This window comes from Pseudodesulfovibrio nedwellii, from assembly GCF_027923765.1.
Lineage (GTDB): Bacteria > Desulfobacterota > Desulfovibrionia > Desulfovibrionales > Desulfovibrionaceae > Pseudodesulfovibrio > Pseudodesulfovibrio nedwellii.
Genome location: NZ_AP026709.1, coordinates 1,015,097 through 1,034,896, shown reverse-complemented (window position 1 = coordinate 1,034,896; position 19,800 = coordinate 1,015,097). Strand labels below are relative to the sequence as shown.

Annotated in this window: 20 protein-coding genes; 6 read left to right on the top strand and 14 right to left on the bottom strand. The window is 49.9% G+C overall.

Annotated elements, in window-relative coordinates; genetic code table 11:
* Positions 1 to 7: 7 nt before the first annotated feature.
* The 5 genes from SYK_RS05055 to SYK_RS05035 form a co-directional block, all read right to left on the bottom strand.
* Complete coding sequence (locus tag SYK_RS05055; protein ID WP_281762513.1) at positions 8 to 2,536, bottom strand: TIGR03960 family B12-binding radical SAM protein; 2,529 nt, start codon at positions 2,534 to 2,536, stop codon at positions 8 to 10.
* 85 nt (positions 2,537 to 2,621) lie between these two features.
* Positions 2,622 to 2,957: a hypothetical protein gene (locus SYK_RS05050; RefSeq protein WP_281762512.1), complete on the bottom strand. Its 336-nt coding sequence runs from the start codon at positions 2,955 to 2,957 to the stop codon at positions 2,622 to 2,624.
* A gap of 117 nt (positions 2,958 to 3,074) precedes the next feature.
* Positions 3,075 to 4,325 carry an L-lactate MFS transporter gene (locus SYK_RS05045; RefSeq protein WP_281762511.1) on the bottom strand — a complete coding sequence of 417 codons (1,251 nt, stop codon included), beginning with the start codon at positions 4,323 to 4,325 and terminating at the stop codon, positions 3,075 to 3,077.
* A gap of 125 nt (positions 4,326 to 4,450) precedes the next feature.
* On the bottom strand, positions 4,451 to 6,025 hold the full coding sequence (locus SYK_RS05040; RefSeq protein WP_281762510.1) for a sodium/solute symporter: 1,575 nt from the start codon (positions 6,023 to 6,025) through the stop codon (positions 4,451 to 4,453).
* A gap of 1 nt (position 6,026) precedes the next feature.
* Positions 6,027 to 6,293 carry a sodium/substrate symporter small subunit gene (locus SYK_RS05035; protein ID WP_281762509.1) on the bottom strand — a complete coding sequence of 89 codons (267 nt, stop codon included), beginning with the start codon at positions 6,291 to 6,293 and terminating at the stop codon, positions 6,027 to 6,029.
* 195 nt (positions 6,294 to 6,488) lie between these two features.
* Between SYK_RS05035 and SYK_RS05030 the strand changes: the two genes are divergently transcribed.
* The 4 genes from SYK_RS05030 to SYK_RS05015 all read left to right on the top strand — a co-directional run bounded on the left by SYK_RS05030 (position 6,489) and on the right by SYK_RS05015 (position 10,227).
* Positions 6,489 to 7,559 (top strand): putative nucleotidyltransferase substrate binding domain-containing protein, encoded by a 1,071-nt coding sequence (locus tag SYK_RS05030; protein ID WP_281762508.1) that lies wholly within the window; start codon positions 6,489 to 6,491, stop codon positions 7,557 to 7,559.
* 75 nt (positions 7,560 to 7,634) lie between these two features.
* A complete protein-coding gene (locus SYK_RS05025; protein ID WP_281762507.1) occupies positions 7,635 to 9,185 on the top strand; it encodes a glycosyltransferase family 9 protein in 1,551 nt (516 codons plus the stop codon).
* Positions 9,186 to 9,265: 80 nt separating this feature from the next.
* Positions 9,266 to 9,868 (top strand): DUF8043 domain-containing protein, encoded by a 603-nt coding sequence (locus SYK_RS05020; protein ID WP_281762506.1) that lies wholly within the window; start codon positions 9,266 to 9,268, stop codon positions 9,866 to 9,868.
* Between the two features lie 2 nt (positions 9,869 to 9,870).
* Positions 9,871 to 10,227, top strand: coding sequence for a hypothetical protein (locus SYK_RS05015; RefSeq protein ID WP_281762505.1), 357 nt, complete (start codon positions 9,871 to 9,873; stop codon positions 10,225 to 10,227).
* Between the two features lie 75 nt (positions 10,228 to 10,302).
* Here SYK_RS05015 and SYK_RS05010 read toward each other — a convergent pair whose 3' ends face one another.
* Positions 10,303 to 11,229, bottom strand: a complete 927-nt coding sequence (locus SYK_RS05010; protein ID WP_281762504.1) for a hypothetical protein — start codon at positions 11,227 to 11,229, stop codon at positions 10,303 to 10,305.
* Between the two features lie 12 nt (positions 11,230 to 11,241).
* Positions 11,242 to 12,399, bottom strand: a complete 1,158-nt coding sequence (locus SYK_RS05005) for a murein transglycosylase domain-containing protein (RefSeq protein ID WP_281762503.1) — start codon at positions 12,397 to 12,399, stop codon at positions 11,242 to 11,244.
* A 123-nt stretch (positions 12,400 to 12,522) separates the two neighbouring features.
* On the opposite strand from SYK_RS05005, the gene SYK_RS05000 reads away from it, so the two are divergent.
* Complete coding sequence (locus tag SYK_RS05000) at positions 12,523 to 12,831, top strand: Hpt domain-containing protein (protein WP_281762502.1); 309 nt, start codon at positions 12,523 to 12,525, stop codon at positions 12,829 to 12,831.
* 53 nt (positions 12,832 to 12,884) lie between these two features.
* Here the strand turns inward: SYK_RS05000 and SYK_RS04995 are convergent, their stop codons facing one another.
* The 6 genes from SYK_RS04995 to SYK_RS04970 form a co-directional block, all read right to left on the bottom strand.
* The gene (locus tag SYK_RS04995; RefSeq protein WP_281762501.1) at positions 12,885 to 13,676 is read right to left on the bottom strand and encodes a 2-amino-3,7-dideoxy-D-threo-hept-6-ulosonate synthase; all 792 of its coding nucleotides are present in this window, start codon (positions 13,674 to 13,676) and stop codon (positions 12,885 to 12,887) included.
* A 252-nt stretch (positions 13,677 to 13,928) separates the two neighbouring features.
* Positions 13,929 to 14,312, bottom strand: a complete 384-nt coding sequence (locus SYK_RS04990) for a Rid family detoxifying hydrolase (protein ID WP_281762500.1) — start codon at positions 14,310 to 14,312, stop codon at positions 13,929 to 13,931.
* Positions 14,313 to 14,323: 11 nt separating this feature from the next.
* Positions 14,324 to 15,301 carry a hypothetical protein gene (locus SYK_RS04985; protein ID WP_281762499.1) on the bottom strand — a complete coding sequence of 326 codons (978 nt, stop codon included), beginning with the start codon at positions 15,299 to 15,301 and terminating at the stop codon, positions 14,324 to 14,326.
* 95 nt (positions 15,302 to 15,396) lie between these two features.
* Positions 15,397 to 17,532: a ferrous iron transport protein B gene (gene feoB, locus SYK_RS04980; protein ID WP_281762498.1), complete on the bottom strand. Its 2,136-nt coding sequence runs from the start codon at positions 17,530 to 17,532 to the stop codon at positions 15,397 to 15,399.
* Positions 17,533 to 17,535: 3 nt separating this feature from the next.
* Positions 17,536 to 17,778, bottom strand: a complete 243-nt coding sequence (locus tag SYK_RS04975) for a FeoA family protein (RefSeq protein ID WP_163809273.1) — start codon at positions 17,776 to 17,778, stop codon at positions 17,536 to 17,538.
* A 58-nt stretch (positions 17,779 to 17,836) separates the two neighbouring features.
* Complete coding sequence (locus tag SYK_RS04970) at positions 17,837 to 18,019, bottom strand: FeoB-associated Cys-rich membrane protein (protein ID WP_281762497.1); 183 nt, start codon at positions 18,017 to 18,019, stop codon at positions 17,837 to 17,839.
* Between the two features lie 225 nt (positions 18,020 to 18,244).
* Between SYK_RS04970 and SYK_RS04965 the strand changes: the two genes are divergently transcribed.
* Positions 18,245 to 18,448 (top strand): hypothetical protein, encoded by a 204-nt coding sequence (locus tag SYK_RS04965; protein WP_281762496.1) that lies wholly within the window; start codon positions 18,245 to 18,247, stop codon positions 18,446 to 18,448.
* Here SYK_RS04965 and SYK_RS04960 read toward each other — a convergent pair.
* Positions 18,408 to 19,799 (bottom strand): surface carbohydrate biosynthesis protein, encoded by a 1,392-nt coding sequence (locus SYK_RS04960; RefSeq protein ID WP_281762495.1) that lies wholly within the window; start codon positions 19,797 to 19,799, stop codon positions 18,408 to 18,410. The genes SYK_RS04965 and SYK_RS04960 overlap by 41 nt on opposite strands.
* Position 19,800 lies beyond the last annotated feature (1 nt).

The following is a 19,800-nucleotide window of genomic DNA, read 5'->3' as shown; positions in this document are numbered from 1 at the left end:
TAGTCGATTATTTTTCGAATCGTTGGGCGGTCTTGGTCAGAGTGAAATCGAGTTGACTCGCGTCTTTCATGATAGCCATGCACAAGGCCAAAGGACTCATATACAGTTCACGCCAGTCCATAACTAAGATCAGACCTAATTCCATTTCGGTCATTTCCTTGATGATGGGCCGTACGTTAACCTGCTTCATGCCGCGTTTTTTTGTTCGTTTCTCAACGATAAATTCTTCGGCATTGATGAAGTCCTGCCATTGTGTCAGACGTTTTTTTGCGTCCTTGGTAAACTGGATTTCAAAGACTTCTTCTACTGATTGCGGTTGTTTTTTTCCCATGGATAATCGATCGGCTTTGATGGGGGCAAGTCCTTCGGGCATATTGGGTATCAGCTTTTTGATGACTTCAGTCGATTCAAAGTCCTGTCGGAGAAATACATTGATCCATTCGGCATTACTGGAGACGCCTACGGGAAGTGCTTTGCCGAATGATAACCTGGGCATGGGATGGAATCCGGCAGAAAACGCCATGGGTAATCCTGCACGACGGAAAGCTCGTTCAAACACAGCCTGCAGTTCCAATTGGCTGAGGTACGCGGCCGGACCGTTTTTCTCGTACCAGAGTCGAAAGTGGGCTTCTTTAATGGTCAAGTCGGGTTTTTCTATGGTGTAGGGCGGCTGCTCGCCTTCCTGATCGCGTTGGGGAAAAACAAGTCTCGGACGAATGTCTTTGTCTTTGGCCTGTGTTGTCAGCGTAGTCTTTCGACCATCGAATTCGCAGACTCCACAGTTGTGACAGGCGCCGTATCGGCAATCTTCGGTGATTTTCTCAGCCAGAGCGCGTTCACGTTCCTTGAGCAGATATTTCTTGGTCAGGCCGCTGGAAATATGGTCCCATGGCAGTGGGCCATCAGGGTCGCGGGAACCTGTGTATTTATCCCAGTCCAGTCCGGCTTCTTCCATGGCCTCTTTGTAGGGTTCCAAGCGAAGATGGTCCTTCCAACTGGAGAAAAGTGCACCCTTGGCATACGCTCGCTCCACTACTTCGGCCAGTCGACGGTCGCCACGGGAGAACACGCCTTCCAGTGAGGTCATCTCAGGTTCGTGGTATTTGATGCTGATTCGTTTATGCCGTCTGAATTGGTCGCGCAGGTAGTGAACACGCCGGTATATTTCATCATATGAAATCTGTGATTCCCATTGGAAAGGCGTTTGAGGCTTCGGCACGAAAGGCGAAACAGCTGCTGAGACTTGCAGCCGTTTGATGTGGCGTCCGGCAGAATCACGCACCTTGAGGCACAAGTCCACGATAGCATCCAAGTCCTCGTCGGTTTCGGTGGGCAGGCCGACCATGAAATACAGTTTTACACCCTGCCAGCCGTTGTCGAACAGCATGCGTACGTGTTCAAGGAGACCTTCTTCATCAATTCCCTTGTTGATGACATCGCGCATGCGCTGACTGCCAGCCTCCGGGGCCAGTGTTGCGCCGGTTCGCCGGATGGAGGAAATACGCTCCATGATGGGGGCGGACAGTGAGCCGACACGTAGTGACGGCAGGGAAATGGAAATTTGTTCGGATGCACATTTGTCGAAGCTGCGTGTAAACAATGAGTCCAGGCCGGAATAGTCACCGGTAGACAGGGAGAGGAGGGACGTCTCTTCATAGCCGGTTTCGGCCAGTCCATCGGTCAGGATGCGGTCGAGTTCATCCAGCGAGCGTTCACGTACAGGACGGTAGATCATACCGGCCTGACAGAAGCGACAACCACGAGTACAGCCTCGGGCAATTTCCATGGTCAGTCGATCATGGATGGCATCGAAGGGTATGGTTTGACCAGTGGGGAACGGAGTGGAGTTGAGATCGTCAACCACGGCTTTTTCAACGGTTTCATAGCCTTCAACCAACGGCTTGATCGGTTTTCCTGGTCCTTGATCTTCGAAAAATGATGGGATGTAGATGCCGGGTATGGTCGTTAGATTTTTCAGGAGTTTGGGGCGTGATAGGCCTTCGGCTTTCGCTTGTTCAATGCAGGATAGGACAGCAGGCATTGTTTCTTCTCCATCGCCGATGACCATGGCGTCGAAAAAAGGTGCCATGGGTTCTGCGTTGAAGGTCGCGCCGCCACCGGCAATGATGAGTGGGTGTGAGCTGTCTCTGTCAGATGTACGGAAGGGGATGCCTGCCAAATCCAAAATATAGAGGATGTTGGTGTAGCATAACTCGTGCGTCAGGCTGAATCCGATGGTGTCCATATCCTTGAGGGGGGTGTCCGACTCAAGAGTGGTGAGTAAAGTGTTATGCTCGCGCAGGATCGCAGCGGTTTCCTGGCACGGGGTGTAAACCCGTTCTGCCCAGAATTGCGGATGGGCGTTGATGGCTTGTGAAAGAATTTTCTGCCCAAGGTAAGACATGCCGACTTCGTACATGTCGGGAAAGGCGAGGGCACACCGTACAGTGACGGTGTCAGGATTTTTTGACGTAGTTCCCCATTCGCTGCCGAGATATCGTGACGGACGGGGGAGGATGGGCAGTAATTCTTTCATGCTAATCGTTGGTTAGAGGACGGAAAAACGGGGTTGGCTCTGGTGAGCCAGCCCCGTTTGAAATACCAGTTTTTGCTGGTGTCGGCTAGCCGAGATCGAGACCGCCGCCGCCAGGGGTGCCGCCACCCAGGTCGAGGCCGCCACTGGACAGGGAGATGTTGGTCAATGCTTCGATGTATTTGGTCTTCAGTTCTTCCGGGCAGTTTTTGTACTCGAACAGAACGTGGTCGAAGGAAATTTCACCGTGCATTTCCTGATCAAAGGGGTAGCCGTAAGGCAGCAGAACCATTTGGTTGCCGTTTTGGGTAGGCATGGCCTGAATGGTTGCAGGATCTTCGTATTTGCGTGCGATGCCGTCGTATTTGGCAACGATCATTTCGCCACTGACCAGCTTGGCCAGTCTGATATCGTAATTACTCATGAAATGTCTCCTTTGGTGTGTTGGTGCCACTAAGTAGGTATCAGCCCTCGCGCTGTCAAGTCCCGGCTTGGGAGAGTGGCGTATCTGCATCTCTTTCCCCCATCCATCGGAGACCTCTTAACCATGCTTTGGAGGCTGAACATTGTACGTCAATACTGCGCCCACCAGACAGAGTACGCCGCAGATAGTGAAGGCCAAGGGGAAGTTGCCCATATCACCAAGCATGCCGCCGAGGATGGGGCCGAAAATGCCGCCCACGCCATAGGCGAGGAAGACGAACGGGTAATTCTGGCCGACGCTTTTTGCGCCGAAAGTATCGGCTGTCATGGTGGGGAATAGGGCGAAGTTGCCGCCGAAATTGAAGCCGATGAAGGTTGCCCCCACATAAAGAATAAGTTCGTTGGTCGCCATGGTCGGGAATCCGATGACGCAGATTCCTTGCGTGGCGGTCATGATGACGATGGCGGCCTTGCGGCCCATAAGATCACTCATCATACCCCATGCGATGCGGCCGATGCCGTTGGCGAGGCTGAAAAAAATCGCCATGGCCGTGCCTGCAATGGCACTGGCTTCGGCGGCACTGTATCCCGCGCCTTGTAACGCTTCCATGGGATAGAGTTTCATCAGTCCGATGGACATGAGACCTGCACCCGCACTGAAAACAAAGGTCAGAAAAATGTAATAGAACTGACGGGTGGCAAGCATCTCACCTGAAGTGAATCCGCCATTTGTGCCGTTTGTTGTGTCCGTTGTTTCAGGTGGAGTATAGCCTTTAGGCAGCCAGCCCTCGGGCGGGAAGACCATCCACATGCCGCCGGTAATGACCAGTGCGGCAAAGGCTATACCATATATGATGAAGGTGGTGGAGAGACCGAGGGTGGCCAGCAGATGCCCCCATGATCCGGCGAGCTTGACCCAACCCATAGCGCCGAAACCAAATCCGGCCACGGCCAAGCCGGTGATCATGCCTTTTTTATCAGGGAACCAGCGCATACCCACCGCAATGGGGACTACGTAGCCGATGCCGATACCAGAGCCTCCAATTATGCCGATGAATAGGAGCAAAAACCAGAAATTAGTGCCGCCAAACAGTCCGGCCAGAGCATAACCAGAGCCAAGTACTAGCCCGCTAATCATGGTCAGTTTACGAGGGCCCCATGTAGATAATTTTTTGCCTGCCCAGACCATGATAATGGCGAAAAAGGCGAGGCCTACTGCAAAGATGATTTGAGTCTGCATTTTTGACCAGCCAACATTTTTCAAGGCTGGGGTGAAGACAGACCATGCGTAAATTGCGCCAAGGCTGAGTTGGATGAGAATGGCGCCGACCACGACGAGCCAACGATTCATGATTTTTGTTTTAGGCATTGCCGGTTTCCTCGTGAGTATGAGATTCAGCTTTAATATTAAGACAGGATGAAGGCATCAAGTCAACAGAAAGGGACGGGACTGTTTTGAATCAGTCCCGTCCCTCAAGGATGGAGGAAGGAGTATTATGCTTTTTCAGGGCCGTGGAGGATGGCCATGACCTCTGCCGTATCAGGAGGCAGGGCGGCTTCACCTTTGGAGGCGTATTCCATCTTTGAAATGGAATAGATGGCGATGAAGGTCAGGATCATGACGAATCCTCCGGGGTTCTTGAATTGCAGGAATTCGGGGAGCAGTCCCTTGCCGAGGATCATGAAGAATGATCCGACAATACCCGTAATCAGACCGGCGCAAGCACCGTTCTTGGTCATTTTGGGCCACCACACGCCCATGACGAGCACCGGGAAGAAGGTGGAAGCAGCAATAGCAAAGGCCAGTCCTACCAGAACGGCGATCTGCATGGATTCCGCCCAGAAACCGAGCGGGATCCCGAGCAGGCCGACGATGACGGACGCGATGCGGGCTACCTTGACGCGGGAGCGTTCAGGCATGTTCGGGTTGAAGACGTTGACCACCAAGTCATGGCCGATGGCACCAGCGCAGGCGATGATCAGACCGGCAACTGTGGACAGGATGGCGGCAAATGCACCGGCCACGACGATGCCGAGCAGGATCTGTCCACCGAAGTAGGAACCAGCAACAGGTACGGCCAGGTTTTTACCGTTGTCGGCCAGCCATTGCATCAAATGAGGAGAAACACCCATCGCATCACCTTGCAGGAAGGCGTAGCGGATTACGTGACCTACATATGGACTGAGGATGTAGAACATGCCGATCAGGAGCAGCACGTAGATAACTGTTTTACGTGCTGCCTTGCCGTCGGGTGCGGTATAGAAGCGCACGAGAATGTGAGGCAGGCCAGCGGTGCCGAACATCAGGGCCAGCAGCAGGGACAACGTGTCTTTCAGGTTGGTCAGCCAATATGCAGGGCTGGTGTAAGCCGCACCGTCGAACATTTTTCCGGTGACCGGTTCTACACCTTTGAAGTCGCCGATGAATTTGACGATGTCGGTGTAAGTGTATCCTTTAATCATGAAGGGGATGAAGGCGAGCAGGAACATGGCACCAAACAGAATCCAGAACTGGACCAGTTGGTTGACGGTGGTCGCTTTCATGCCACCCACGGTGACATAAAATGTGATGATGCAGGCAATGATGATGATGGAAGTTTCATACTCCAAATTCAGAAGCAGTCCCATGACCTTGCCTGCGCCGAGCATTTGCGGTGCCATGTAGAAGAGCGACACGAACAGGACGCCGATAACGCCGAGCACGCGTGCCCGTTTTGAGTGGAAACGCTCCGAAACAAAGTCAGGCACGGTGTAACGGCCAAATTTTCTGAGCGGAGAAGCCAGGAATAATAACAGGGCGATATAGCCCACGAAGAATCCCAGCGCATAGATGATGCCGTCGAATCCAAACAGGAATGCGACACCTGCAACGCCGAGGAAAGATGCTGCGGACAGGTAGTCCGAGGAAATTGCCGACGCATTGATGAAGGAATTGACCTTACGTCCGGCCAGATAATAGTCGGCAGACGTTTTTTGTTTGCGGAACATGAACGTGGTAACGATGGTGAAAGCCAGCATGCACCCGATCAGGACCAGAGCCGTAAATGGTATTTGATATCCGGTCTCCATCTTATTTTCCTCCGACCTTTTCGGCTATTTCGTCTTCCATGGCATTTGCCTTGCCCACGTACCAGATGAAGAGCACCCATGTAATAGGGTAGATGGCTATAGCTACCAGCCAATAATGAAGAGGGAATCCCATGATGCTGATGCGTGTTACCGCTTCGCTCGCCAGATAGACGAGCAGAAAGATGCTGATGACAAAGGCGAAATACGGGATGCCTACGCCCAGAGCAAACTTGAGTTGTTTTTTGCGGATTGCTTCGATTTGGTCCATGATTTACCCCCCAGTACGGTTGTGGTGTTTGCCGTTGCACTTCTTTTACAGTAGTGGAAATGCTGAGAGCATTCCTTTTCAGGTAAACGGTCAAACTCGCTCGGTCGTAGGGTATACTTGTTTGAAACAGTCGGCTAACGGGCAATTTCCTCCGGTCAACGGTTGATACTCCAACGACGGAGATTTTCGGTGAACATGGATTCGGGTAAAAAACGAACGGTAAACGGTAGTGCCAGAGGAAAATCGGGGATTCCCGATGGCCTCGACGCTGAATTGCTGACCATGGCCCGCGAAGGTAAACTGGTAGGAATCCGTCGAACCCGTCTGGAACTTGTGCAGGATTGGCTTGATTTTGGATTGTCAGCCGAGGAGACCTGTAAGCGGCTTTCTCGGTTCAACCGGGATGTTATCATGGCCGTGCTCGAAGCACATGCCGAGGAGTATACGTGGCTTCGAGAATGTACTTTCCTTGAGTTCGGTTCCGGTGGTCGAGAGGAACAGGTGCTCGGATCGGATCAGGATAATGGCTTGCTCATGCATGTTTCGCCGGATGTCGATGAGTTGGATGACTGCACCCAGTCCATTGTTATCGCCTTGGATGGCGCGGGACTGACTTTGTGCGAAGGTGGGGTCATGATCAGCAATGAGGAATGGCGTGGAGATTTTGATTCCTGGTTGGCCCGTTTGATTCGGTGGCTTTCCAATCCAGCGGAAAAAGGTTCATGGCAATCCGGCCTTATTCTCGATTTTATGGCGATTTTCGGTTCCGAAGAAGACGTTCGTATATTGCGTGATAAACTTTGGGAGTATGTGCGAACAAAGCCGATTGCGGTATCCTTACTCATTCAAGAACTTACGGACTATCGTTTTCCTTTGACATTTTATGGGGCTTTTATCACCGAAAAGGGTGGTTTGTGGCAGGGACATTTGAATATTAAAAACAGTGTCCTTGCGCATTTGACTAATAGTGCACGGATACTTGTCCTCAAGTATAATTTGTCACCATCCAATACTTGTGATCGTATTCGTGCTTTGGCCGAAGCCGGGCATGTGTCAGTCAGGCATGGGTATCGATTGATGGAGGCATGGGAATATCTTCAGAGAAAACGGCTTGAAATCGGGTTGGAGTGTGATCGTGAATCCATTCCTCCGCATAATTTTGTGAACCCGATGCTTCTTGAAGCCGAGGAAAAGAAACAACTTAAAATGGCTATTCAGGCCGTGGAGAAATTGGTCCGGCTGGTTCAGGCCGGCGCTGGGTTGTGATCTCGGCTTTAATCTTGCATTTCTTCGTCAGTCCGACAAAATTCCGGCGGACGTTTGTATATAAGGATAGTGTTCGTGAATGTTCTGATCATCAATTTGACCCGTTTCGGGGACCTCATTCAGACACAGCCTGTGATTTCTGGCTTCAAGAGTCGGGGATATCGGGTGGGCGTGGTTTGTCTGGAAAATTTTGTATCCGCGACAACATTGCTTGACGGTGTCGATAGCGTTTTCCCTTTTCCGGGGGCGGGGTTGTTATCGGGAGTGGATAACGATTGGCGACTGGCGGTCAGGGATGTCGTGGAGTTCAAGCGGAATGTCCTTGAGACATTTCGGCCTGAAAGTATTGTTAACCTGACGCCTTCGGTTTCTTCTCGTCTGCTGACGTATGATCTGACGCAAGAGGGTGCTGAAGATGTGGGGTTCACTGTTGATGAGTTCGGTTTTAATGCAGATACCACTTCCTGGGCAGCATTTCTTCAGATGGCCGGCGCTCACCGGGGTGCCAGTCCGTTTAATATATGTGATATTTTTCGACGTACCGCGGGTCTGGATCAAGAAGGAAATTCTTTGGAATTGGCTGATCCCGGTGAAGAAGCGTTGGCGACAGCTGATAGCCTGTTGAGCGAAATACCGAAGGGTTGCAAAGGGTTTGTGGCCCTGCAAATGGGGGCCAGTGAAGATCGCCGCAGATGGCCCGTGGCATATTTTGGTGAGATTGCAAGGATGCTGTGGGAGCGGGATGGTTTGGTTCCTGTTCTACTTGGTACCAAGAATGAAGTGGCGTTGGGGAGTCGATTTGTCGAGCATGCACAGTGTCCATTCATTAATTGTATGGGACAGACTTCTTTGAATGAGTTGGCCGGTGTACTTTCTCGCTGTTTAATGTTGCTGACCAATGACACCGGAACCATGCATCTTGCCGCAGGCCTTGGGGTGCCGTTGTGCTCCGTGTTTTTGGCTACAGCTCAACCGTGGGATACAGGGCCGTATCGGGCTGGAAACATCTGTTTGGAACCGGATATGGAATGTCATCCCTGCGAATTTGGTGCGGATTGTCCGCATGACGAAATGTGCCGTAAGGTTGTGACACCAGAAATTATGTATGGATATGCAAAATCCTTGGTGTCAGCCAATGATCTTCAGATCGCTTCTGGAGCGAGAGGGTGGCGTACTCGTATTGGGCACGATGGATTTATGGAACTTGAATCATTATCGGGACATAACATTACGGACAGAGCTGCATGGATTGCCATCCAGCGGGTGTATTTTAAGAGCTTTTTGGATGGACACGATTATGCGGAAGGTCTAGGACTTGCCAGGACAATTCGTCCTGAAATGCGAGATGAGATATCCAAAATTTTGACGAATGCAGTGGACATGCTTTTCCTGCTCTCTCAGCAGGGGATGCTGTTGCAGAAAAGTCCACGCCCTGCGGCCAAAACCAAGTTTCTGACATCGTGGCAACGGTTGCAAAATATTCTCTCTTCTTGTCAACATCTCAATATAATTGCTTTATTATGGCTATTTGAGACGCAGAGATATGGTGATGACCTTGCTTCTCTTCTCGGTTTAGCTGAACGCTACCGAGTCCTTCTGACTTCTTTGCACGATGAATTTATTTAGTCGGCATGGATTTTGAATAGTCCCTTGAGAGCCGACGTAAACGGCAAATTTTATCATACCCTTTCGAGGAGGAGATCATCATGATCATTATTGACGGTAAACAGTATGACATCGGTTCCAATAATTTCGAGAATTTGGAACAAGTTTTCAACAAGGTGGTCGAAGACGGTCATCTTGAAGATCGTGTTGTGACCGATGTGAAGGTCAACTCGGAATCATTTTCCGAAATTTATCCGCATCAGGCCGAAGACATTGAAATGTCCGAGATTCAGTCTGTGGAAATCATGACCATGGCGACCAATGAAATGGCCGTGGAAATTACTCTGGAGCTGTACAAGGTCGTCAATATCATGGCCGAAGGCGGCAAACGAGTTGCCGATCTTTTCCGTCAGGCCGATGACGCCGAGGCCCTGGAAACATATCAGGACCTTATTGATGTCATTCGTAATTTCTTGAACATGGTAGGTGTCCTGCGTGATGAATATTCTCTCAAGGATTACCCCGAATATCTGACAAGTGCAGAGGAAATGAACAGCATGTTCACTGAAATGGGTGATGTCTTGGAAAATGAGGATTGGATACTTTTGGCCGATTTGCTTGAATATGAATTTCTTCCGGCGGTGGAAAAATGGAAAAAGGTCATCAAGAGTCTGCGCGACGACATCCGCGTCACAACGAGGTAAACATGACTGCTCGAAGCCATATGCTGGACGAGGCTTTGTCCATTGGACGCCGTGAACTCGGGTGCTTGACTGAAGGTGACGTCTTTGGTGCGGAAAAGCTTGCCTATGATAGGGAACGGATTTTGGATGAAGCTATTGGCGATTTGTCCCGGGATAATCTTGAAATTCTGGCGGACAAGTTGGTCGAGATGAAATCTCTTCATGATGAGATTACCGATGAAGCCCGAAAGCTTCATCGGTCCATGAAGCAGGATTTGACCAGTATGAAACGGCAGAATCGTCGAATTGCCGGATACAGTTACGGTTCCGGTAACATGCCGAGGCTGGCGAAAGAGCGTTTTCTGAATAAGAAAAGTTAGTGTCTCGAAGGGTAATGAATTTAAAAAAGCCCCGACCTTTTGGTCGGGGCTTTTTTTGTGGTGTTGAAAATGAAATCAACGATCAGTCCAATTGAGACGTCCCGTGGATGAATTTGGGGTGGCGGTCGATGTGAATTCTATCCCCATGCGGACGAATCCGGGACGGCTTTCTTCCAGTGACCGGATAGTGCCAGCGTACCAGTAAGGTTTGAAGGTCTTTTCCCTGAAATTGAACATGAACAGGTTGATGACCACGGGAGAATCCGGACCACAGGTTTCCGGTATAAGGCGATCAAGGATGCTGAGGCCGATACCGCCATTGGAAATGTTGACCACACCATTGGAACTCTGTTCCGGGCTGTCGGATGAAAAAGAGTTCACACCGATATGGGGAGTGGCGTCCTGATAGGATGTGTCGGAGAAGATAGGATCTTCCAGCCAGAGTTTAACACGGATGAATTGTTGGTCGGCAACTTTTTTTCGAGCGTGTTTGCGGCGGGGAATCATGGTGTATTCCGTTGGAGTTGATAATACCATGAGATTCGCAGTCCGGTTGGAGTGACCAAGCTTCAGCAAGGTGGTGGCAAATGAATTGACTTTATCGTTCTGGTTTTTGGTTGGGGCGAAGATACATAACAATTGCCGATTTTTCCCAGTCTGGAGCGGTTCAAGTCGTTCGATGATTTCGCACGTGATTTTGTTGGATTTGACCGCAGTAAATACACATCGCAGGGAAACTTTTTCGTCGTCTGGTCCGGCTATGATGTCTACAACCGTACCTTTCTCCTGTAGTTTTTGCGGGATGTTCGTTTTGGAAGAGGTGTTCTTCTTTTTTGGGCGACGAAGAAGCAAAAGACCGAGCAGCAGTAAAACAAAGGCCATTGTGCCCAGTAGTATTGCTTCGGCATTGCGTATCACTCCTTCCGGCATTCCGGGGAAGAGTTGTTGGCCCAGGTCGGTCAGTTGTCGGGTCAGGGAGAGTGCTGTTTCCTGTATATTCATTGCGTGTGCTGACTAGAAGTTGACGAATTGTTTCTTGGCTTCAAGTACTTTGCCAAGGTAACGGCGTGTTTCCGCATAGGGTGTCTCTGTTCGGAGGGTGGTGTATACTTTTCCGGGTGACAGCCTGTTGATGGTTTGTGCCGCGTTTTTCCTGTCTTTGTCAAAGGTTCTGAGTACTGTCCCCGCGCCGCCGTTGTATCCGGCGATTATGCAGTATTCTCGTGAGGTCGGATTTGTTATGTCTTTGAGGAAGCGTGTTCCTAGCAAGTGGAGATAGGCGGAGCCGTACGTAATGTTGGTAGAGGCAACCAGCAAGTCCTGTTTCGAAGGTTGACCATTTTTGCCGTTCAGATAGTGGTATACGTCGCTTCCTGCCGTAGCCGGTACGACCTGCATCAATCCGATAGCCATGGCTGAACTGATTGCAAATGGATTGAAATCAGATTCCACTTTCATGATCGCATAGATGAGATTTTGGCTTATGTCGAATCGCTTGGCTGCGGAGACAACCTGTTTTTTGTATTTGTTGGCTCGAATATTTAGATGATCTTTGACCATTGGAATGGTTACGTAATTAATGATTTTACCTTCACTGGTTCGTTTTTTTAGACAGGTTCCCATGAGCACGTCGGCATAGCGGCTGGCACGCCATTCCCATCGAATATTCTTGGTATCATTATCTTTGACTTCTCCCAGCAGAAACGGAGTATCTCCCAGTTTGACTGTTTTGGCTGAATACAGATCTACTGCTCGAGGGTCGTTTGGGGTGAGAAGGGTGGTGACAATGGCGTTATGTAGGCTCATTTGAGGGTTGTCTGTATCCACTGTCTCTACGGTGATCATGCCGGTATCAAAATCAACACTGGCGCGTGAGAGATAGTTTTGAGTGTATTTGACGTATTCTTTGGGACGGGGTGTTCGTACATCATCTTTTCCCCAGACCGAAGTAACTACATAAATAAAATCATCGACGATTTTTTGAAATTGTTTAATATCAGAAGCGATAGATGCGGGATTCGTGGCGTACCCGATGGCTTTGTCTCGTGCCAGACTTTCGGCTGCAGTTGCAGGATTGCCAGTGGCCGCAGCGCGGGCAATGCGCATGGCATCATATCGTGTACATCCGGCTATGATTGCCAGACAGAGAAAGAGAATAAAAGGTCGTGTCATATCGTTGTAAAGAGTATAAAATTTGACATGGTATAATTCACTGTTAATACTCCCGCACCACAATAGAGGCCTTCCTTACTATGTTCAAGCCCGTGCATCTCCCTGCACAATGAGTATCTCACTATGCCTGACTCTCCTATTATCGAACTCATTGATCCTGATCTTGAAGAATTGTTGCCTCGTTTTTTCGAAGTTTCAATGGAAGATTTGGAGAGAATGCAGGTTGCCTTGAAAGAAAGAGATTTCGAAACGCTTAACCGATTAGGGCACACCACCAGAGGGACTGGGTGTGGCTATGGTTTCAAGGGAATGGGCGAGATAGCCCGGGCCATTGAACTTGCGGCCAAAGCCTGTGACTTTGAGAAAGGTCGCGAGCAGATCGGTCGACTTTTTATGTACCTTCAACGTGTTCAAGTTGAATTCGGGAAGTAATTCGACCCGTGGACGGGCCTGATTGCCCGCCCACGATTCAGATCTTTTTTTATCTACAGCAGCCTCATGGCTGCATCCACATCCCAATTTTCATGAACGACCTTGTTGAGTGCGGCCACAATTTTGGCCGGATTCTTGTGCTGGAAGACATTTCTACCCACGGACAGACCTGAGCCTCCGGCTTGGATGGAATCATAGACCATTTGGACGAGATCCCGGTCACTTTCCAGCTTCGGACCTCCTGCTATGACCACGGGAACACAGCATCCTTCCACCACGGCCTTGAAGGATTCTGGATCGCCAGTGTAGTTCACCTTGACGATATCCGCGCCCAACTCCACGCCGACTCTGGCGCAATGGGCCACCACTTGCGGGTCATATTCGTTTTCAATTTTATGGCCTCGTGCGTACATCATGGCGAGGACTGGCATTCCCCACTCGTTGGCTTCAGAGCAGAGAGCGCCGAGATCGGACAGCATGTGCGATTCGGTTTCATCTCCCAGATTGACGTGAACAGATATGGCATCTGCGCCGAGTTTGAGGGCGTCTGAAACGGTACCCACCAGAGTTTTGGCATTGGGGTGCGGAGACAGAGATGTTGACGCGGACAGGTGGATGATCAGGCCGATGTCTTTGCCTCCTGCACGGTGGGAGCATCTGGGTATCCCCTTGTGCATGAGCATGGCGTTGGCACCGCCTTCGGCCACCTGATTGACGGTTTCACGCAGGTCAATCAGTCCGTAAATAGGGCCGACAGTTACACCGTGGTCCAAAGGCACTACGATAGTGCGTCCATTGTTGCGGTTCATGATGCGTTCCATACGAATGGCTTTTCCTAAATGCATTGGACTCTCCTTGTTCTTTTTGACCGACGGTGCGACTTCTTTAAAAAAAAAGAGGCCGCGGATTTCGCCGCGGCCTCTTGAGTGTTTTTCGATTTAAAGACTATTGCACACCAAGACCGCAGGCGTTCCTGAAATAAAAGCTAAAAAAGAAAAAGAAACGAGTGGTGATGTTGTGCATATGGTTTCGTTATCTGTTTCGTTTACGCCCTGTCAAGTAGAGTTTCTGTAACGGGGCAGTCGGTTCTCGGTCGTCTAGTCTACGAGAGCGATGCATTTGAGTTCAACCAGACCACCCAGCGGCAGGCCTGCAACCTGAATGGCAGCACGGGCGGGCTTGTGGTCGGTGAAGTATTCGGAGTAGATGGCGTTCAGGTCAGCAAATTTACCCATATCCATGACGAATACATCGACGGCCAATACTTTTTCTAAAGAAGAACCAGCTTCTTCCAAAATGGCTTTCATATTTTCGAGAGCCTGTTTTGTTTGCGTCTCGAATCCTTCCGCCAGTTTACCTTCACCGGGGATGATACCGAGCTGGCCGGATACGAACAACATGCCGTTGGCCGTTGATGCTTGAGAGTAAGGGCCGACGGCGGCCGGGGCTGTGTCTGTGTGAATCAGTTTAATGTCGGACATGTGTTTCTCCTTTATTGAACGGTTTGTCTGGGGTTTCCCCAGAGATACTTGTTGCAGAAAGATTGCGGCAGTCGGCGTGTTATTTGGACCAAAATGGTCATAGCGACGAGGCCGAAGAGCATGCGCCCCCAGAATATGCCACTCAGATGACCACCAATGAGCATCATGAGCAGGGTATCCTCGATCATGGAGTGGCACAATCCCATGAGTGTTAGGGAATAGAATACATCCTTACGGTCAATGCGTCCGGATTGGGCTTCGTTGATAATCAGTCCGCCGCCATATGCCAGGCCAAGAGTGAATCCTATGATGGTGATGGTCGATGCCTTCGGGCCGATACCAATAAGTTTGAGGATTGGGCGTAACAGGGCGTTCATCAAGTCGACAGCGCGGATGGCCGACAGGATACGCATCATGATCATGAGGCCGAGGACAATGCCGAAGATCGAAAGTAGGTTTTTTGTTTCATCCCAAATCCATTGAAGCAGGGTGGGATCAACTGGACTGGAACTTTGAAAGAGGATGACAGCTGGCTCTTGGAGCGTTCCGCTGGAAGAGTAGGTCCAGTGAAGTATCAGACCGAGTGCGAACGCGCCGAATAGTCGGGATAAAATTTGAAAAACGAATTTTGCGCCGGATCGTTGAGCAATGGCTCCTTCGACGAGAAAGCCGTGTCCTATAAGGAGTAAGACGGCAAAAATAGTGACCTGTTCAGTGTTGAGCGTCATGTCTCGAGTCAGTGAGAGGAAGACAATGAGGCCTGCATACATGGAGTTGACCATGGCTGTTGCCCAAGCCAGGCCGAGTTCGGCAGGAAGACCAAGGAGGCCCATGATAGGTTTGAGAGGGAGGGCGACATATTGGATCAGGTCGAATTCTTGTAACAGTTTAACTCCGATAATGACCGGAATCATAACCTTGAATAACTCGTAACAAGCGGAGATAGCGTCGCGGATGAGTTCTTGGGCGATGGTGAAAATTTTAGACATGATACTCCTTTAATCGGAGCGACCATAGAGTATCTTTTATTAAAAGAAAAGGGAGTCCCGAAGGACTCCCTTGATTGTTTTACTGATTCGTTTTTTTAGACGAATGTTTTGGCAATTTGATAGACGATGACCGCCATACCGAATGCAAGAGTTGTCGATCCGACGACGCTGAAGGCCGCCCATTTCCAGCTTGATTCCCGTGCCATGGTAACAACGGTTACAAAGCAGGGGGCATAAAGCATGGTGAAGATAATGAGAGCGAGTGCCGAGGCCTTGGTGAACAGAGGATCTGCCACCAGTCTGTCAGACAGAGGCTGAGCTTCTTCTGCATCTACTTCGCCCAGAGAATAGGCTGTTCCCAGAGTCGATACAATGACTTCTTTGGCTGCAAAACCGCCGGTCAGGGCAATGTTAACACGCCAGTTGAATCCGGCCAGCTTGGATATTGGCTCCAGAGCTGTACCGATGCGGCCTGCATAAGTATGACGGATGGCTTCTTCGGATTCAGCGTTGTCAATCTGTGTAATGGCTTTTTCAGTTTGAACGGCTGAGCGCATGGATTCATATTGGGCGAGGCGTTCTTCCGGCATCTGTGGGAAGGTCATCATGGCCCAGAGCAAAATGGAGATGCCGAGAATGACGGTACCCGCTTTCTTAGCGTATTCCCAGGTGCGTTCCCAGGTGTGGATAAGTACTCCACGCATTGTGGGCATGCGATAGGGGGGCAGTTCCATGACGAACGGAGTAGAAGCTCCTCTGATGACAGTGGAGCGAAGAACACGGGCTACGATGAGGGCCATTGCCCAAGCGCACAGTGTGATCATGAGCATGACCGTGGCAGCGTTTTGCGGAAAGAAGGCGGCGGCTAGCATAAGGAAGACCGGGACCTTGGCGCCGCATGTCATATAAGGAGCTACGAACAGGGTTGCCAGTTTTTCCTTGGGGCTTCTCAGCGTACGGGCGGCCATGACACCGGGGACGGCGCAACCACCAGCGATGCCGCCGGAAACGATGAAGGGCAGTACTGACGTGCCGTGCAGACCGAATATTTTGAAGATACGGTCGAGCATGTAGGCCATGCGAGCGATATATCCTGAGTCTTCCAAGGCTGAGATCATCAGGAACATGAACATGATGAGCGGAACGAATCCGAGGACGCCACCGACGCCGTCGATGATGCCGGACACAACCAGCGAACGAAGATGGCCGTCAGGTAAAGCGTTGTACGCGGTATCTCCCATCCATCCGAAGAGCATTTCTAGCCAGCCCATGGGGATTTCACCCACCGTGAACGTTATTTTATATATGAGATAGACGATGGCGAGCATGATAGCCGGACCGAGGAAGCGGTGGGTGAGCACTTTGTCCATTTGGTCAGAACGGCTGATGCGATCCTCGTCAAGGACGGGGTAAGATACAACGTCTTTGATCATGCCTGCGATGAATCCATAGCGATGGTCGGCGATGAGTGCATCCGGTCGGGCTTTGAGGGTCTTTTCTGTGTGATCGGCCACTTCGCGAGCCATAGCTTCGAGTTTGTCGGACAAGGCTGTGTTGGTCATGCGACCCTTGATGACCACGTCTTCGTCGCGTTCAAGATATTTGATGCCGGTCCAACGGGCTGGGACTTTTTCGGTAAGGAAGTTCTCAGCTTCGATGAGTTTGACCATATCATCTAAAACAGGGTCAAGATCTGGCCCGTAGGAAATATTTAACGGTTTCCATGTGTCATTTTGTTCTTTGGCAAGCTTCAGAGTCGCTTTCAGGAGGGCCTGTGTACCTAGATCGTTTCTGGCTACGGTTTCCACCACTGTGCAACCCGAGAGCTTGGAAAGTCGTTCACTGTCGATCTGTTTACCGCTGCTGCGAACTTCATCCATCATGTTGAGGCCGAGTACAAGCGGAACACCCAATTCCATGATTTGGACAGCAAGATATAGGTTCCGTTCAAGAGCATCGGCATTCATGATGTCGATGACGACTTCCGGTCGTTCATCCACGAGGAAGTTACGGGCAACCAGTTCTTCTTGCGTGTATGCTGTCAGCGAATAGGTGCCTGGCAAGTCTACCATGACAATGGAGTCGCCGTTGGTTTGGATGTGGCCGACTTTTTTTTCGACGGTCACGCCGGGCCAGTTGGCAACATGCTGTCGTGCTCCGGTCAAGGAGTTGAACATAGTGGTTTTGCCGCAGTTGGGATTGCCTGCGATACCAATGGTATATTCTGCCATCGCTTAATCCTCCAACAGGGTGACGGTGATGTGATCTGCTTCGCTGTTGCGCAAGGTGAGCGTGAAATCTTTGAGGCGCAGGGCGACAGGGTCTTTGAGTGGGGCCTTGCCGATAACATGAACTTCTGTGCCAGAGATAAGGCCCATATCACGGATTCTTCTACCGAGTTCTCCTTCGGCAGCAACAGTTTTAATCTTGAGCTTCTGGTTGACCTTGGCTTTTCTTAAACAAAAATCTTGAGACATTATGTATTCCTTGAAATATTCTGGTTGATAATTAATATCAACGATGGCGCAAAAAAAATTATTGCGCACCTGGGCAACTGTCATTGTTCGGACTGTCCTGAATGCCTGAGCATGAACCGGAGTGTCCGCAACCTGTACAGTTGCAAGAAGGCTGTTTTGACGTGAATTGCTTGAAGAGCTTGCGGGCAACGAATATCCCAGCAATAGAAACAATGCAAACGACAAGTATGGTATCGATCATTTTAATCCCCTCAAAGTTTTGACCTGAGTTTCAGGCCGGACAAGAGAGTAGTAGTGATGTTGAGAATCAGTGTCAAGTGTCCTGCGAAAAAAACATACCATATTAGGATGGAGTCTTTTGGGCTTGCTTGTGTTCGATACGGTTTTATGCTGAGATACCTGACTTGGGTTGAGATACAGATTCGGTTGATTGTGCTATTATAAAGGCTTGTACACGGAGTAGACCATGGACGACGATTCCAGAGATTTCATGAAATGGATAGATGCCCTTGCCAAGGGAATCATCGCTGGCGCTGCCATCGGCTACTTGTTTAGCCTCACCGATATGATGCCTCCCGGTAAAGCCGTCGTCCTCGGCGGACTCGCAGGCTGTCTCGCAGCCATTACCTTCAAGAACCGTCAGGATGACAAGAAGGACGAGGAAAAGTAGGCTCTTTTTTTTGGGGGGGGCCAATCAGGAAAGTATTCAGACAGAGTTGTGTGACTGAAACTTCTGGGAGATTGGGTTCGATTTCGCGAATTTTATTTATTTTTTCTAGAATAGTCTCTTGCTTTAGTCGTGAAAATTTATTGAGCGCGTAGCGAACTTTTCTGCCGTTTCTCCCTGGCTGTTTAGCTCTGAGCAATTTGCTGACATATTTTCGCCAACATTTCAGGTTGTTCCAAAGACTGAGTGGGGCTGGAACCCATGCTGTGTGATCAGTATAGCTGGCCGCCAAGTTGGCGATTGTATTTGCTGCATTCTGGTTAATATTTTCTAGGTACGGTGCAAGTCGTTCAAGAAGCGGGGCTAAAGTTTTTTCAGGCATGGTCCCTTGCTCAATGCGCGCGAGAGCTTCTTCTGCTGTTGTGGTCCGCTGACCTATAGAAGCCATCAGTATGGCAGCGCCGACGGAGTCTTTATAGGGTGCAAATTGTAATACGAGCTTGCCCATGAGTGTCGCTTCCAAGCCAGTCGTGCAATCGTGATGAATGACGACTGCCGCAGAAGCGATCCATTCTCTGGCTGTGCCTTTTTTGGTGACGAAAATATTTGGCAGGTCAGATGTTTTTTGTGTGTAAAATGAAGATTTTTCAGCAGGATGTGGTCGGATTATGACATGCCGTTTCGGATATGCCTCTGCAATTTTTCGAGCCATATCGATCATTGCCAGAGCTGTTTTTTCTTGATGCTCGCACCGTTTTTTTAGGTGTGCAATATGCTCTGAGTCACCATACACTTTCCATTCATCCATCTTACTGAGCATTTTGACATAGTAGTCAAATCCCATTTCATGATTGAACATGCCGAAACTTGTATTGATGAGAATGTAATCATCGCCGTGTTCGCGGACTATCTCTTGGTTAGAAAAGTATTTTGTGAATTGGGGCGAGACTAAATCAAAGGAAGGATGACCTGTTATCGGGATATCATCCAATCGAGATTCAGGAATCAGTCTGTTCAATATATTGGCTTGTTCTTTGCCCCATTGGCATATCTTGGTCGAGGTTTCGATAACGTTGGCAAAATTGCGTTGCATTTCTGGCGGATCGTCAATAAAACCTTGTCCTTCGGAATTTAGGTTCAGCACAATACCACCATTATTTAGAACGTGTCTATTCGTTGGTTCGTGTTGATCACTGTCAAAATAGATAAGCGGTTGATTTGATGAACGGATATATTTGTTGACCATATGATCGCCCACGAGCGTGGGCAATCCTTTGTTTGCAAGATGCAGGGCCTGATAGAGTACTCCGTCGAGTTCACGTATTATGATTTCGAGTTGAAAAGCGCACAGCATA

Coding starts and splice junctions, on each gene's coding strand:
- SYK_RS04965 (WP_281762496.1), top strand. CDS start 18,245: ATGGACGACGATTCCAGAGATTTCATGAAATGGATAGATGCCCTTGCC.
- SYK_RS04960 (WP_281762495.1), bottom strand. CDS start 19,799: ATGCTGTGCGCTTTTCAACTCGAAATCATAATACGTGAACTCGACGGA.
- SYK_RS05020 (WP_281762506.1), top strand. CDS start 9,266: ATGATCATTATTGACGGTAAACAGTATGACATCGGTTCCAATAATTTC.
- SYK_RS05000 (WP_281762502.1), top strand. CDS start 12,523: ATGCCTGACTCTCCTATTATCGAACTCATTGATCCTGATCTTGAAGAA.
- SYK_RS05010 (WP_281762504.1), bottom strand. CDS start 11,229: ATGAATATACAGGAAACAGCACTCTCCCTGACCCGACAACTGACCGAC.
- SYK_RS05055 (WP_281762513.1), bottom strand. CDS start 2,536: ATGAAAGAATTACTGCCCATCCTCCCCCGTCCGTCACGATATCTCGGC.
- SYK_RS04995 (WP_281762501.1), bottom strand. CDS start 13,676: ATGCATTTAGGAAAAGCCATTCGTATGGAACGCATCATGAACCGCAAC.
- SYK_RS05035 (WP_281762509.1), bottom strand. CDS start 6,293: ATGGACCAAATCGAAGCAATCCGCAAAAAACAACTCAAGTTTGCTCTG.
- SYK_RS04985 (WP_281762499.1), bottom strand. CDS start 15,301: ATGTCTAAAATTTTCACCATCGCCCAAGAACTCATCCGCGACGCTATC.
- SYK_RS05030 (WP_281762508.1), top strand. CDS start 6,489: ATGGATTCGGGTAAAAAACGAACGGTAAACGGTAGTGCCAGAGGAAAA.
- SYK_RS05050 (WP_281762512.1), bottom strand. CDS start 2,957: ATGAGTAATTACGATATCAGACTGGCCAAGCTGGTCAGTGGCGAAATG.
- SYK_RS05040 (WP_281762510.1), bottom strand. CDS start 6,025: ATGGAGACCGGATATCAAATACCATTTACGGCTCTGGTCCTGATCGGG.
- SYK_RS05045 (WP_281762511.1), bottom strand. CDS start 4,325: ATGCCTAAAACAAAAATCATGAATCGTTGGCTCGTCGTGGTCGGCGCC.
- feoB (WP_281762498.1), bottom strand. CDS start 17,532: ATGGCAGAATATACCATTGGTATCGCAGGCAATCCCAACTGCGGCAAA.
- SYK_RS04970 (WP_281762497.1), bottom strand. CDS start 18,019: ATGATCGATACCATACTTGTCGTTTGCATTGTTTCTATTGCTGGGATA.
- SYK_RS04990 (WP_281762500.1), bottom strand. CDS start 14,312: ATGTCCGACATTAAACTGATTCACACAGACACAGCCCCGGCCGCCGTC.
- SYK_RS05005 (WP_281762503.1), bottom strand. CDS start 12,399: ATGACACGACCTTTTATTCTCTTTCTCTGTCTGGCAATCATAGCCGGA.
- SYK_RS05015 (WP_281762505.1), top strand. CDS start 9,871: ATGACTGCTCGAAGCCATATGCTGGACGAGGCTTTGTCCATTGGACGC.
- SYK_RS04975 (WP_163809273.1), bottom strand. CDS start 17,778: ATGTCTCAAGATTTTTGTTTAAGAAAAGCCAAGGTCAACCAGAAGCTC.